Origin of the sequence: Jeotgalicoccus meleagridis (genome assembly GCF_903994045.1) — a bacterium.
Lineage (GTDB): Bacteria > Bacillota > Bacilli > Staphylococcales > Salinicoccaceae > Jeotgalicoccus > Jeotgalicoccus meleagridis.
This window is the reverse complement of sequence record NZ_CAJEWD010000003.1, coordinates 284394-299486: the sequence shown is the minus strand read 5'-3', so window position 1 is coordinate 299486 and position 15093 is coordinate 284394. Positions and strand designations below refer to the sequence as shown.

Sequence of the window (15093 nt, the reverse complement as noted above, 5' to 3'; positions counted from 1 at the left end):
TTAAACCCCGTCTGCCTGTGACTCTCCCTGCTCAGCTTGCTCTACAAGTAAAAGTGCAATTAGCCTTGCGATGGAATCATACGGTTGCATTTCTTCCGCCACATGTCTCACCTCGTTATTGATAAATTTTATTTCTGCTGCTTAATACTGCAGAGAATCCATGAAATCCGAGTACCCAACAGAAGGTATGCTGTAAAAAAGTCCGTTTGTCACCTGACGTAACGGTATATCGTAATTAGAACGCGTAAAGAAGTACGGTGTCAGGCCACTCTTGTTTTCAGTAGCAAAAGCAAAAGAGAACATGCGTTGCCAGTAAGATTTACCGTACTGAGTTATCCCCGGGTATTCGAAGTAGAAATGCACTACATCATATGAGTACTTGTTCAAATAATGCTGTAACTGAAATGCTTGAGTGTACATATAGAAGGCGTTCACTTTTGGCACGATATGATATTGATCGACCTGGACATCTGTAGGGTTAATACTTTTGTACCCATGCTTCTTCTCGTAATCGTGAATTGTATATGTTCTTGAGGGCCCTAATGCGTGCTGCACCTTATACGTTCTGCTTGCGATAACAACTGCTAATACTTTTAATTTCATTTGAATTTCCTCCATATTTTTAATGAGACGGCAACTCATGTTGCCGTCAGTGTTACAGCTTAATAATATTCATCGGATATATAATCATCTTCGACAGAACTTTCTGACCGTGTAGTGTCTACGTGACTGTCCGACTTTAATCTCATACCTTCCCAGAGCCGATGACCGTTCGTCTTCACTTCTGTGTACTTGAATTCGAACTGGATTATGTTGTTGCAGACATGCGAAGTGGCTTCAGGGATATCGGCTTTCAGCTGTCGATTCAAATCTGCCCTATCTACCCGTTCGCCTTCATGTTTTTCAGTGTGAATGTTCAACCAGTTCGAAATCTCAGCAGCCAGTTGCGGATCGTTCGCAATATAGCTACTTTTGGAAAACCAAAGGTTATTTGTTTGGATAACTACCTCAGGCGGTTCTACAAACCCATCCCGTAAGTGAATCGCATGAAGCCGTTGGAACAGATAAGCTAAAATATTTTCTTTCTGTTGTTTCAGCTTATCTGTGAGTTCAGGGTCTTTAATCGTAGGCGTGGTATTGAAAGGCAGGATAATAATCCGACGACTCAAAGGCTCTTTTTGTCCCTTACCGAAGTCCACGACAGTGTTCGATGAAAAAATCATTTTCAAATCAATCACGCGGTTCTGCGCACTCTTGAATTTTTCATTGACTTCAGTCGCCCCTGGTTTTAAATCGAGAAGCTTTTTGAGCTGACGAACTGATTCCGCTTTTGGCCTAGCAGAAGACAGTTCATGTGAGACATTTATCATTGCTTTGGTAAAGTTCTGCAACCCGAACTCCTTACCGATATCGTCCAGTGACTTTACAGCGACATTCGCAGGGAGAAAGAAACTTTCTAACAGGTCCATCAGCACGCTCTTGCCATTGCCTCCAGGCCCGTGAAGGATTACTCCTTTTGCTAATGTCGGCGCCGATAGGTCAAGCAATGCCGCGTAAACATCCAGCAGATATTCAAAATACTTGCCTTCGTGACCAGTAACATCCATTATGAACTTTTCAAACACAGGTGGTATCTCTACATGTTCAAGGTCAGTTAAAGAAGATAGATCGACATTTAACCTGACTACAGGAATAAGTTCTGGTGAATGTGATACTAATTTTCCGAGTTGACCATGGAAACACCCGTTAATTACTTGGATATAATCACGTGTTAAATTTTTGTCTGAACTGACCGCGTTAACCTCCAAGTACTCACGCACCTGTTTTTGCTTAGAACTACCCGGCGGACTAATTTCTAAGATAACAACAGATACAGCAACAATAAGTTCGTTGAGTTCTGGTTCACTGATAGTATTCCACCCTGTATCCGAGAACAGTATCAGTTGACCTTGTTGTTGCCGGATGTGCAATAGAGTCATGACCACAATGCTGAGCTGCGTGTCATTTACATCGAGTATCCCGTCATTTTTATACTGCAGGTTAAAATACTTTACTAAGGCGCTAAATGGACTATCTCCTGTTGAACAATTAATGCCAAGGATTTCCATCAGTTCCTTTAATTCAATCGAAGATGAAGCAGCGGGTTTACCGCTGTTCATCTCCAGAATCTCAGTCCACTTTTCGGTATTGAACGATGCCCGCATACGACACAGGTGTTTAAAATATTCTTTACGCATCGACATGAAGATCACCGTCCATTGGATACACTTTTTGAATAAATGCGTAGTCCTTATAATATGCAATTGTCACCAGGTGCTTTGAATCTTTCATTCGTCGCATTTCATGGTCTGTAGTATCGAAACTGCTATGAGCCTGTAACCATTTCCTTATGAACTGTTTGTCTTTGACCGAAAATGATCGGTTTACATTATGATATTCACCATTGTCATCAACAACGGTATAGCTGAAGCGTACTTTTGGAATAGCATCAGTTTCGAACTCTTCTGCGCCTATGAATTTTGCAGTATATAGCGCGTTGGGCTTCAACGATTCTGTGTTATTGAATATGCCCTTTTTCCAGCTATTCATTGTGACCACCTCGGACAGGAGCCGTTTTTATTTTTAAAGCCGACTGACCCGTCACCATTTGAAATGCATTGATCATCATTTCACAAATTTTCCCGATGCTTTTGGAGTCTTTCACCGCTACTAGAATCTCGTCATGCACGGGCAGAATCACCTGCATATCTAGAGCAGTTTCCTGGTTGAAGACTGTCGTAAAAATATGACGGAACACGTATGCAGCTTCATGTTGTATAAATTTGGCGAACTTCGCATTATCCTCCGATTTGAATAGATACGTAATACCGTTTAATGATTTTGCAGTGCCATACTGCTCAATATCATCTCGGTATTTGACGGCTGTCGCATAGCGTTCTTCAATTTTCTGCCATTGCGCCCTGGTTAATGGCAGAGCGTTTTTCTGTAAATGGTATGCCACGTCGCCTCCGTTAATGAAGCATGCGAGAAATAAATGTTTAAAAGCTTTGCGATAATTCTCGTCTTTATCCCCTTCGCCGATTTGATTGAGTAGCTCCGTATAGAAATCTTCGGCACGTAAATCCTGCTGCAGATTTTCGTCCTTTGACAGTACGCCTAATACGGTTGGATCATACGCCTTGCAATCGAAAGAATAAATATAATCGTAACCTTCAGTTGAGGGCAAAAGGGCCGACCGAACTGTGCTTTTCCAGCTTTGAAGTGCTGGTTTACGGACAGTAATTCTTCCAGTGCGACTGCTTTGTGTGCTCAATATCGGATGAATGACTTCAGTTTGAGGATGCAACTGCAAAATTTTATCTCGTCGCATCGTTTGTTGATGTGCTTCTGTCGTCTTACCTTGTTGCTGATAACTGTCGATGACAGTATTCATCTCACGGGTAAAAACATCGATATCGAGTGTTAACCCACGGTTCTGCAATACTTTAAATGCTTCTGTTTCTTCTTGCTGTAGTTTCGTTAAGCTCTCGAGATCATATTGCAGGTGCTTGTGCTTCTGTTCAATATGCTGTCTCAATCTTTCCTGCATACTTGCTACCTCCATGTTCCCAGCTTCAGTTGTTAATACTTTGTGTTCCGACGGTGATGCTGCCGGTCCGAGTAAACTAATGTGATCCATAAGAAATCCTCCTGATAATTTTTGAAGTGAAATATCTTCACTTCTTGATTATGATTATCCGAGCACTTATGCTTTATTCGGACAATTCGCTAATCAAATTGTCCATATAAAAAGCCAAACCCTTGATATGAAAGGGTTTGGCTAAACTAAATAAAAAAATTATTCCACTTGCCATATTGAAAGCTATTCTAATCCAGTGTCTTTTAGGATAATTTGATGCTGCTCAATGGCATTGACATACAAGCTGATTATTTCTTTTAAGATATCGTAATGAAAATGGTCTTTAATAATTTTTTCTCCTAATTCTTTAACCTCATTAAAAGAGGAATTAAATTTTTTCGCTTCTTTATGGAACTCTGTATATTTTTTAAATCGACGTGTTCTTTCATCCTCACGTATTGGCTCTGTAGTATCGGCAAGAGTCAATGCTGTCTCTCTTTTTTTAATTAATGATTTATAGTAGGCTTCATTCTTCTGCGCAAATTTAGGTAACACATTCTGTAAAATCTCTTCATTAATAAATATGTAGTAACGAATCAACGTATCAAGATAATCAGTTACATTATTATGTCTCTCCATCCTGGTAAAGGATTTAAAGATATCACTCTCATTGTGGATAGCCCAGAAACAATGCACAAGTAAACCATCTACCGGTTTTACATTATATTTTTTTTCACCATTAGCTGCTTTTGATAGTGTCTCTGTAGTCATGGGGTTAAGTGTACGTCGGTTATCTCTTTTTAATGCTTTCTTAAAAGTATTTTTAGGCTTATCATCGGCCTTTTCATAATCTGGTAAGATTAATAAATATTCATCTAATTTTTTAAAAGTTCCAAAAATTGATAAGTCGTTGAAGGCATCTATATTTTGCTGAGTTTTTTGCGAGGTGTAATAATATTTGTATTCTTTTTCATTTGAATGACGAACTAGAGGTGATATGTACTTTTTGTAAAATTTATGAGAAGAGTTTAACGATTGATATGTTTTTGATTTTGAATCTGTTACAAACATGTGAGGTACTTTGATAAACTTTAATGGGCTGTCTCCCTCTATAAAATCATTAATTTTCTTCAATTGATTTTCGGCATCATCCAAATCACGATTATTGGAGTTGATTCCGTCTTTGTCTTCATTCAAAGAGCCACATAAACGATTCAGGGCTTCTTTTCTTGAAAACAGTTGTGGTTCATCAGTGAGTTGTTCCTCCATTAAAAGACGTTTTTTAAGGCTATGGAATTCCTCGTAACGCCAACTTAATTTTTCCAAAATAAAAAGTTCTCTGAGTGATTTCTTTCTTAAGGTTTCACGGGTAATATCTGCATAATCAACAAGACGAAGTCTAATGTAATCTTGATTTGACTTTTCCACTATATACATATAGTGTTTTAAATCTTCGATAAAGCGATTTATCACTAACATGTTAAAATCTTCATCAGAAATATAATCTGTTGTGGCTAGCTCATTTAAATGTCTGCTGTTGAGAACGAGGTAATTTTCTGTTGAACTCTTATTTTCATCTTCACTTATATCAAAAACTTCTACTTTCTGTATGAAATCATTGATAAGCTTGGAACTTTCCAAAGATAAAAGTAATTCAATTACTAGCTCCAAGGCATTGTTTTTATGATTTATATATTTCATCTTATTCACTCCTGTTAGAATCTTCTTTATAATAATATATATTTAAAGGTAAACCAGTTGCAACGAATAGAAGTAGAGGTATGAATATAAGGTTCCCGTTGTATTATTACGAAAGAATGTGAAATCTTTATATTTATAGTCTCAAATTTTTGTATTTGCATTCTGAAAGCAAATATTTCATATCTATGTTAAGAAATGCATATGGTGATGGGCACGGAAAAACTAAATCTTTTAAATCACTACCGTCACGTTATGCGAGGCTTGCGGTTGGGGCAGCAATAACAGTAGTATATTTTTTATGGGAAACTTACGAGGAAAGCAAAACTGATTTCTAAGGGATTATTTCCAATGATACCTTTTGAAGTGAAATTATTCGGTTAACACGCACATTCATATGATAAGGAGAAGCATATCATCGATGATGAGGTTTTATAAAGTTATAAAATAATGTAAATTATAGTATTATAATAATAACAATCAAAAATTAGGAAGGATATTAATGAAGCAAAAAGAGAAAATACTTGGCGAAGTTAAAGGTTATCTAAAAAGGCATCTAAAAAAGACTGCAACCACTAAACTTACTAATGTTACTGGAAAAACAGGAAGATACAATGTGCCCGCAGAGTTATACCAAAAAAGGACTTCCAGAGCAAACCGTGTGTTAATTTCGTGGAAGACAGTAAAAAAGAATAATCTCAAGTTAAAACATCTTATGACTTTTGATGGTGGAGTCGTTGTTGAATTTATTAATGATGATTATTTTAATGAACAGAACTTTGAAAATGAGCTTTTTCAATATTTAGTCAATCGCGTGGGATCAGACGAAAAGGTATCCTCAATGATTTCTATTAGATCAGAAATAGGAAGTTCATCTTCGCGTTTACAAAGGGAAAACTATCAGAAACTAATCAATAATACTAGAGTTTATTATCAAGGGAAAGAAATAATTATAAATGAGAACAATCTCAGAGATTATATCATTAGAAGAAAACCAGGAACATCCTATCAAAATAAAGGAAATGAGCATTGGGAAGGCTTCATTTACTTCTCTATTAAAGGTGGCCAGCAAGAAACACTACAGAGCCATAAGGAATCAACCGACTTCTCGCTATTTAATCCAGCTTGTGAATATCTAAACGAAGAATTAATAGTTGAGCTACAATTAGTATCACATTATTTTGTATTAGTTAGCCTTGAAATTGATAAAAACATGAAAGCAGAAATAGTTGAATATCAAAATGTGTTGAACAGTTTGCGATATGTGCTGGAAAAATGCATATATTCATCCGAAGCATTTAAAGGAAACCTCCTAACTTATTGTGAAAATCACCCGTCTACGTCTATGAAAAAAGGAGAATTATATGATCCAATACAAGTAGTTCCTATAAAAGCTAAGGACTTTGAAATTTTTGATAAATATGATGACCGTAATCTTAATTTAGCTCATGATGAAGCAGTTAATAAAGATAGGTATTATTGGGATGATGAAAAAAATGTATTATTGAGTGCCGCACGTCCTAGTAATATTTTTTGGTCAAGGCAATTGTCAAATATGATGCAACAAAACTTCACATTAGAGGAGTATTTTGAACATCAAGAAAAAATTACTATTCGAAGAAAAGAATTGCTGAGTAACAATGACTAAAATAAAAAATGATTTTAGTTTAAAAAAAGTTATAGATAAAGACCTCAGAAATTTACTATGAGCATAAATTTCTGAGGATTTTCAATATACTTATTGATCATTTAGATTTTTAAAAATTAAAGGATAGATTCTCAAAGTTGTTTTCTAGACGTTCACAAGAAAGGGTGAAATAATTTTCATTTAACTCTATTCCTGTTGAATTGTATTCCATTCTGTTAGCAACTATTGATGTCGTACCGCTTCCTAAAAAAGGATCTATTATTCGTATATTTTCTTTTAAATATGGAATGGTTCTATTGATAACATATTGGACCAGCTCTTCTGGATATGGAGCTGTATGTCCATACTTATTTTCTCCCTTCGAGTTGATTTTTTTCACAGTTTCGATTCTACGAACTTGACAAGTTATATTAGTTTCGTTATTTTTAGATTTTTGTACATAAATAATATGCTCATAACAATTAATAGGCTTTAAAAATCCTGGAAATGAGTTACTACTGCTATTCCTTTTCGACTGTACTTCTCCTTTATCTCAAATATCATTTCCTATAATCTGAAATCCAACAATTTCAAAAATCATCATGCTATAAAATCCTAACATTTGGCGTCTAATAGACATTTGTGAATTAATATAGATATTGTCTCTATCTACTATATCTCCTATATTATAAGCGTAGATTCCTTTATATTTTAAAGATTTATATATAGCCTCTGCATTAAATAACATATCGAACAAGTAAAGAATCAAATTTGGCCATTGAGAATATTCTCGAGCATTAAAGTATGGAGGTGAGGTTATTCCCAAGTCGTGTAGCTCACTAAATGAATTTTTATGAAGTATGTGAGTTGAATTTCCTTTCATAATTGTAGCTTTATTTATATGGACTGTATTTATATTTTCTATCTCATCAATATGGGTTTTGGTATTGTCAAATACAGATTTCAAAAGTTTATAAAAAGTTAGATTATAAAACTCTTCACTACTTGATTTATAGTTTTTAAGATCTATATGACTAACTTTACGATTAAAGAATTTTGACGAGTAATTTTCTTCATTGCTAATCATAGTGACTAGATTATTTGACCATGTATAGAAGTTAATAGCGAATTCTAAAAAATCACTATTATTATTCACAATATCGCGTTTGAAATTGTTTAATATTTTTTAAATGATATTCTTAAACAAAAGGAGTGTGTCAACTTGAGTAGAATAAAATCGAAAATTGCATATGATGTATTACCATATATTTTAACAAAAAAGTTAGATAAAACTAGAGAAGCTCGCAGTGGAAAAGGTATATATAAGAGAAGGAATTCTAGAAACTATCGAGTGATTATGAGTTATAATACTTTCAATAGGTTGCATGAAAAGGGGCAAGAAGAGCTAAACAAGTATCAAAATGGATACGTAGTACGATTACAACCAGCTGAATATTTTGAGGGTAAAGCTCGTAGTGATGAAAGAATATCCTTGGGGGAAAATGCTTTTGTTTATTACAAATCTATACATGATTTTAATAAATATCCACCAAAAAAAGGATGGGAACAGGTAGCTGAACTTCATACATCATCCGATAAAAGTAAAAGAAATCCTGAATGGATTGGACAGTATGCTGCGTTTATTCAAAATACTGTTCCCCAAATAACAAGTCATATTTGTAGTTCATCAAATAATAAATTTAATGGTGAGTTAAAACCAGATTTTATCAAGCGTATCAATGGTACTTATAAACCTTACCAAAGTGGCATGCCTAAACAATCTGGCCTTGGGAATTTTGACTACGATTATTGTACTGATGATGAGATGAATAGAGTAATACTTCAACTCAGTTACTTATTGATGAAGGTTCCTGGTATGGATGAACAGTTAATAGCGTATTATAAAGAGTTTGGTGAAGAGTCAAAATTCAAACCATTGGCAGTTAAAGCGCTTAATGAAAGCGACGAAAAATATAAAGAATTGTATAGCGAAACTCTCTCTAAATTGGAAAAAGAATGTGAAGCAAACGGTGTGATAGATACTTCAGAGTTAAAGAATATTAGAGCAATATCATCTAATGAAGATTTCTTACCAGTATGTCCTTTATGCCTAGACTCTTTAAATCCTGCAGAATTTTTAGAAATTGCTGAACAAGTTGAAGGGAGAGAAGAAGAAGACAATACTAGATCAAAGATTGCATTAATGCACGTAAATGCTCTTAGACCTGGTGCATTTAATCATAGGACTTACAATTTAGCGTGGGGTCATAGGATGTGTAATACTATACAAGAAGACATGAGCTTAGAAGAAACACTTGAGCTATTAGAACGTATTTTAAATAAAAATCAGAACAGAAAAAATAAGAATGATATTTTAGAAGAACAAAGAAATCAATAAAAAAAAACAAGCAAGTACTATTTGCGACATGCTGCCCTTAGATTGTTTACTTTTTAAGTATCTATGTTAGAGAGGGGCAGTTCATTAGCATCAGTTACTTGCTCGTTTTTATTTTTAATATCAATTATTTAAAGCATGATAAATTCTATCTTTCGCTAATTGGAAATATGACTCATTTAACTCAAAACCTACCGATTTAAAGTTATTTTTTTCAGAAACTATAGAGGTTGTGCCACTACCTAGAAACGGGTCTAATATTAAGATATTTTCTTGCTCACTAGTTTTTAATCTATTAAATATAAATTGCACTAGTTTTTCTGGGTAAGGTGCTGTATGTCCATATTTATTTTCACCTTTAGAATTTATTTTCCTCACAGTATCTATTTCCTTTACCTTCGTTTGAAGACTTAAGGTTTTATTTTTTTGAACATAAATAATGTGTTCATAACAATTTATAGGTCTTAAAAATCCAGGAAAAGAATTACTGGAACTGTTACGTTTCGATTGCACTTCACCTTTATCCCAAATATCATTTCCAATAATATCAAAACCAACAATTTCAAATATTAGCATACTGTAGAATCCTAATATCTGACGTTTGCTAGACATATTAGATGTAACATATACATTATCTTTATCAACTATATCCCCAATGTTATAAGCATAAACACCATTCTTCTTTAAAGAGCTATATACAGCTTTTGCATTTCTTAACATGTCAAACAGGTATAATATTAGGTTATCCCACTGTGAGTATTCCCTAGCATTAAAATATGGCGGTGATGTTACTGAGAGATCGAATGTTTCTTTATACAAATTTGTATTAAGCAGTGTAGTAGAATTTCCATTTATAATTGTAGATTGATTTATTAGATGATTAACATTCAGAGATTCAATATCATTTAATTTTTCACTTAAATTATTATTAAACTCGGTAATTAAATCAACAAGTGGTAAATCATAAAATTTACTTTCGTTTTTAATGAAATTATTAATATTTATATTATCAATCTTTCTATCAAAAATATTACTTTTATCTAACTTATTATTACTTATATAAGAGATAGTATTTTCAGACCAAGTATAAAAATTAATCATAAATTCTAAGAAGTCACTATCATTATCTACAATATCTTTTCGATACTGATTACGTAATTTATTTTCTATATAATTTTCTTTTGAATTTAATAGTAACTTATTATTTCTTTTAACCGAATAATAATCAAACCTTTTTCCTCTTCCAATCTTGCTGCGCGAAGGACAAGTAGGATTATTGCATTCAAAACTTTTATACAACATTTTAGGATAAGAGTTGCCACGAACAAGAGTTTCAAAACAAGAAGGACAAGGAACCGGATTTTCATTCAGCTCGACCTTTTGTAATACCATCAACTTCCTCTTACCATCTTTAGTAATGATTAAATCTTGGAATTGAAAACCATAATTGACTCCGCTATAAAAAGTCTTTATGGAGTTTATTAGTTCATCAGATACAGAAGTTATATCATTTAAAAAATTTACCATTGTATTAATCTGCTTTTCCTGTTTAAAGGCTTTCAATTTTTTTTCAGATTTAAAATTTTCCACGTAAAGACCAATTTTATAAATGTAATTCCAATCACATGCTTCATCGAATTCAATAGCACAGTAATGGTAATTCTCTAAAGAATCGTATAACTGTGTGATAGATTCAAACATTGTTTTTATTTCATCATTATTTTGAACTTTGAAGTAAAGTAACTGACTATATTTTTTCTCTATAGTACTAATATAGTTTTTGTATTTATAATCGACGTCATTATTTAAAGTAGTTCTTGAATAAATAGTGCCTATGACCGAGTCAAGATTTCTAAAAAGACCATGCTCTATGAGAGCATAAGCTTCTTCTAAATAATCATTTTTATTAAAAAATAATTTGGTATAATCAAGATTATCATAATTTGAAATGTCTACATCATATCCTAGTAAATACTTACGTAGTAACTCTTTCTCAGGAGTCGTAATAATAATGTCTGTTTTTTTTTTATATTCATTAATGATTTTGGTAATCTCTTTGTCAGCTATTCTGCTTATGTCTAATACTATAGTATCTAGTAATGAATCTTCTATTTTATAACTTTTCATCTTTTCGAGAGTTTGCTTTATTTTTTCACGTTTAACGTTATCCATATTATCTTCCTTCCATTCATAGAGTAATATTATATCATAATAAGATGGTTTCATATAGTAACCAAAAACTAACGATGCTATTAATTTCGCCGATTGTAAAATTAAGCTAAATACACAAAAAATCACTCGTGATACACTCAAAATGTTTTTTTAACCAAAGAAACCATAGGAGTGATTGCGAGTGACCTGCACCATCTTAGCACGGATAAATTAGTAATAATAGAAACCTATTTTCATCCGAATGTTCTTATTTCAAAACTATCTAGATTGATTGGACGTGCCCATCAAACTGTATATAATGTCGTCGCGTTTCTAAGGTCTGAGCATACTGCACTTGATTATTTCAGTCGCTGCAAGAAAAATAAACTCTGCGGTCGAAGGATCACTGTCTTATCCGCAATGCAACAGGCTTACGTCTAAGATGAAATCCGTACAAGGCTGGACGCCGACTGTGATTGTCGGTCGTCAAGAACATCATATTGGTTGTTCAGTGCGTACGCTGTATCGATGGTTTGAACGTCAGATATTCAACCTTTCTACATTGCCAACGAATGATAAGAGGAAATTAAACGGTCATAAAGAACACCGGGGGAGATAAGCATTCAAGGGAAATATTTTTGAAAGTGTGAATGACTACCCGGCTTCGATACAGAATAAAGATGGAGAAAAAGACAAAAAAGAAATACCACGTTAAACGCAGTACTTCTTTATAGATATACTTAATATGCGGCATCAGAAATCTGCTCAAAATTCAATACCTCATATGTTTCAGCATTAACAATGTAATCTACATTAGCAATTCTTCGACCATTTGAATTGTCATGTGAGTAAACACGATTTACATTTAATTTCACAGTACCATCACCTAAGTCTGTCATTTCTACCAGTTCTACGTTTTCTGTTTTATGTCCTGTGAAGTTACCAGAAGCTTTGTTGGCTGTTATTTTATCATAGGCAGCACTGCCCTTTTTCAGGTAGTAATATATATTATCGTAATTATCATGATTGTAATATTGCGCTAAGCGACCTAGATACTCATTTATTGCACCTTCATATATCATTCTATCCTGAATTTCAGCATCTGGATTCGGTGCTTCAGTGACTGGTATATCTTCTTCATTATCAATATCGCTATCATTTGAAGTATTTGAAGCACTATCGTCGTTTGAAGATATCTCATCTTTAAAAACTGATAGAGGTCCAATTTTTAAACCTTCAGGTGTTTCGATTTCGCTGAGTATGACAGTCCCCCATTCATCGTTAGAGCTTTCTCCTTCATAAATATAATTTTGTGTACCCATTAAATTCTCCAGCTGTTGGTCTGGTTTACCCATTACATTGAGCACTGCATCAGTAGTCATATTTGGAAAGTATAAAACCCTCTTCACCCTATTTTTATCAGGATTAATATTACTGTTTGTATCTGCAACATAAGGTCCTCTTTCTTCATATATTACAGCAATATTTTCATAAATCGCTGCTGCTTCAGTAGATGGGGAAGGGATTATAAAATCATGTGTACCATATAAAGCTTCTATATCAGTTTGAGTCATTCCTATTGATATGGCATCTTGTATAAAGTTACCCTCATCGTCATAGTTATCATTTTTATTAATATAAGCTTGAACTTCAGGAGAATCAATGTCAAAGTTTAATGATGAACGATCACTGGTTTCTGAGTCGGTGTCTTCAACACTTGCTGAATCTTCTTCGTCCTTTGATGTTTCAGATTTTTCTTCAGTTTGCTCATCTTCAGTTTCCTGCTCTTTCGATTGTTCAGCTTGTTGTCGTTTTAATTCTTCATTCTCTTCTTTCAAACGCGCAACTTCTTCACTGTCTTCGTTTTCTGAAGACGTTTCCGGCTCTTCAGTATTACAAGCAGTGAGGATTAAAGATAATGAAATCAATAATAAATACTTTTTCACTCACTTCATCCCTTTCTATATAGTGTATTTACTCCTATTGAAGTTTCTTCTGTAATGTGGTTATTCTGTCCAGCCTACTATTTTTTCATTTACTAAATGATATTGGATTTTAGAACTTTTTATACCATCAGAAGTAGCATGAGAATAAGCTCTTTCAACATCTACAAATACATCGTCATCCATTGTGCTAGAGACGGAAAGTATGGTCATCCCATGGTTTTCATAATTATTAAAGTTTCCATTTTTATAATTGTTTTTAAGAGTATTTTCAACGCTTCCATCAGTATAATTAAATACAGTCTCTTCGCCGTTGTTGTAATAACTTGCTAATGCAACAATATATTCTTGGACTATAGTAGACATTTGATTTGCAAAACTATCCCCTTGTTCATCACCATAACTGGTTAATCCATAAGTGCCATGTTTATGACCATCTTCAGAAATATCATAAGTATCCGTTTCAATCCAACCCAAAACTTTATAAGAATCTTTGTTCATGATGTATGTGACATCAGATCCTTGAACTCCGTTAGTATTAGCATGAGTATATGTCCGATAAGTATCAACGATAACGTTACCATCTCCAATATCAAATACTTGATAGGCAACAACCTCTTCAATTTCATAATTAGCGAAGTTTCCAGACTTTTGGTTTTCAATTACAGTGTTGTACGGGGTGGAACCTTCTTCTAGGTAAAAGAATACATCTTTAGCATGTCTTTGACCTGATTTATAATATCCTGCTAATCGATAGATATATTCCTCCACTAGCATTGAATACCGTTCTGTATCAGCCGTATTGGCTTGAGAATATTTACTCATATAGTCAGGCTGACTTAATATCTCATTGACGTAGTTATCATTAGAAGCTAATGATGTATTACTGGAAGTTTCTTGCTTCTCATCAGAGCGTTTTGCTGTGTCTTGATTGTCAATATCCTGATCTTTTGTAGATTCTTTACTACCTTCGTGTTCTGCATCATTCTCTTGATCTTTTTGTTGACGTTTTAATTCTTCATTCTCTTCTTTCAAACGCGCAACTTCTTCACTGTCTTCGCTTTCTGTAGTAACTTCTGGTTCTTCATTACTACAGGCAGTAAGAACCAAAGATAGCGATAATAGTAGTAAATACTTTTTCAACTAAACTCACTTCTTCCTTAATATTGTATGTACTTCTATTATAAGGTAATTAAATTTATTTATCAGATAATTTCACAAAAACAATATTAAAATTATAATTTTATAATAGAAAGAGACTATTAAATTAATATTAGTCGCTTTATATACTAAATATCTTTAGCAATCTATTCTTGTTGTTTTTTGAAGTTTTTCATGTTCTTTCTCGATATATTTAAATTGAGCATCCACTGACTTCTCTGATAAATCTTGTAATTTATCGCTATTAGATAATGCGATAATACCGTCAATAGCAAGGTTCCCAGCCCAAGTACAGTTTCTCCGACAGATTTCCAATATATTAATCACCTCTCTTCTTATCACACTATTATTTTAAAGCTGATTAAAAGGCTAGTAAAAAAATATAAAACCGATTAGACATATTACGTCTAATCGGTATGTTTAAACTTATTTAGGTCACCAATCTGAAGTGTAATATAGTTAGATTATACTTTTCAAAATCTATATATTTTGCGTGGTA

Annotated in this window: 14 protein-coding genes and 1 pseudogene; 4 read left to right on the top strand and 11 right to left on the bottom strand. The window is 33.6% G+C overall.

Annotated elements, in window-relative coordinates; translation table 11 throughout:
• Positions 1 to 141 precede the first annotated feature (141 nt).
• From JEOSCH030_RS01640 to JEOSCH030_RS01620, 5 genes are all read right to left on the bottom strand, one after another.
• Entirely contained in the window at positions 142 to 642 is a 501-nt protein-coding gene (locus JEOSCH030_RS01640) for a hypothetical protein (RefSeq protein WP_185124881.1), read from the bottom strand.
• A 20-nt stretch (positions 643 to 662) separates the two neighbouring features.
• Positions 663 to 2243 carry a DUF5906 domain-containing protein gene (locus JEOSCH030_RS01635; RefSeq protein WP_185124880.1) on the bottom strand — a complete coding sequence of 527 codons (1581 nt, stop codon included), beginning with the start codon at positions 2241 to 2243 and terminating at the stop codon, positions 663 to 665.
• Positions 2230 to 2589 (bottom strand): hypothetical protein, encoded by a 360-nt coding sequence (locus tag JEOSCH030_RS01630; protein WP_185124879.1) that lies wholly within the window; start codon positions 2587 to 2589, stop codon positions 2230 to 2232. The genes JEOSCH030_RS01635 and JEOSCH030_RS01630 overlap by 14 nt, the downstream gene beginning before the upstream one ends.
• Positions 2582 to 3679, bottom strand: coding sequence for a DNA polymerase (locus JEOSCH030_RS01625; RefSeq protein ID WP_185124878.1), 1098 nt, complete (start codon positions 3677 to 3679; stop codon positions 2582 to 2584). Before JEOSCH030_RS01625 ends, JEOSCH030_RS01630 begins: the two co-directional genes overlap by 8 nt.
• Positions 3680 to 3862: 183 nt before the next feature.
• Positions 3863 to 5320, bottom strand: coding sequence for a hypothetical protein (locus tag JEOSCH030_RS01620; protein WP_185124877.1), 1458 nt, complete (start codon positions 5318 to 5320; stop codon positions 3863 to 3865).
• Between the two features lie 185 nt (positions 5321 to 5505).
• On the opposite strand from JEOSCH030_RS01620, the gene JEOSCH030_RS10935 reads away from it, so the two are divergent.
• The gene (locus JEOSCH030_RS10935) at positions 5506 to 5655 is read left to right on the top strand and encodes an abortive infection family protein (RefSeq protein WP_185124876.1); all 150 of its coding nucleotides are present in this window, start codon (positions 5506 to 5508) and stop codon (positions 5653 to 5655) included.
• 164 nt (positions 5656 to 5819) lie between these two features.
• Entirely contained in the window at positions 5820 to 6965 is a 1146-nt protein-coding gene (locus JEOSCH030_RS01610) for a hypothetical protein (protein ID WP_185124875.1), read from the top strand.
• A 109-nt stretch (positions 6966 to 7074) separates the two neighbouring features.
• Here JEOSCH030_RS01610 and JEOSCH030_RS01605 read toward each other — a convergent pair whose 3' ends face one another.
• Positions 7075 to 7344: a DNA methyltransferase gene (locus JEOSCH030_RS01605; RefSeq protein WP_185124874.1), complete on the bottom strand. Its 270-nt coding sequence runs from the start codon at positions 7342 to 7344 to the stop codon at positions 7075 to 7077.
• Between the two features lie 153 nt (positions 7345 to 7497).
• The gene (locus JEOSCH030_RS01600; protein ID WP_185124873.1) at positions 7498 to 8031 is read right to left on the bottom strand and encodes a hypothetical protein; all 534 of its coding nucleotides are present in this window, start codon (positions 8029 to 8031) and stop codon (positions 7498 to 7500) included.
• A gap of 135 nt (positions 8032 to 8166) precedes the next feature.
• On the opposite strand from JEOSCH030_RS01600, the gene JEOSCH030_RS01595 reads away from it, so the two are divergent.
• Positions 8167 to 9342 (top strand): BstXI family restriction endonuclease, encoded by a 1176-nt coding sequence (locus tag JEOSCH030_RS01595; protein WP_185124872.1) that lies wholly within the window; start codon positions 8167 to 8169, stop codon positions 9340 to 9342.
• 120 nt (positions 9343 to 9462) lie between these two features.
• Here JEOSCH030_RS01595 and JEOSCH030_RS01590 read toward each other — a convergent pair whose 3' ends face one another.
• Positions 9463 to 11511 (bottom strand): DNA-methyltransferase, encoded by a 2049-nt coding sequence (locus tag JEOSCH030_RS01590; RefSeq protein WP_185124871.1) that lies wholly within the window; start codon positions 11509 to 11511, stop codon positions 9463 to 9465.
• Between the two features lie 186 nt (positions 11512 to 11697).
• On the opposite strand from JEOSCH030_RS01590, the pseudogene JEOSCH030_RS10980 reads away from it, so the two are divergent.
• Positions 11698 to 12106: pseudogene (locus JEOSCH030_RS10980) on the top strand (IS30 family transposase); the annotation flags it as partial.
• Between the two features lie 124 nt (positions 12107 to 12230).
• On the opposite strand, the gene JEOSCH030_RS01580 reads toward JEOSCH030_RS10980, so the two are convergent.
• The 3 genes from JEOSCH030_RS01580 to JEOSCH030_RS01570 form a co-directional block, all read right to left on the bottom strand.
• Positions 12231 to 13436: a hypothetical protein gene (locus JEOSCH030_RS01580; RefSeq protein WP_185124869.1), complete on the bottom strand. Its 1206-nt coding sequence runs from the start codon at positions 13434 to 13436 to the stop codon at positions 12231 to 12233.
• A gap of 60 nt (positions 13437 to 13496) precedes the next feature.
• The gene (locus JEOSCH030_RS01575; RefSeq protein ID WP_185124868.1) at positions 13497 to 14543 is read right to left on the bottom strand and encodes a hypothetical protein; all 1047 of its coding nucleotides are present in this window, start codon (positions 14541 to 14543) and stop codon (positions 13497 to 13499) included.
• Between the two features lie 189 nt (positions 14544 to 14732).
• Positions 14733 to 14909, bottom strand: coding sequence for a hypothetical protein (locus JEOSCH030_RS01570; protein WP_185124867.1), 177 nt, complete (start codon positions 14907 to 14909; stop codon positions 14733 to 14735).
• Positions 14910 to 15093 lie beyond the last annotated feature (184 nt).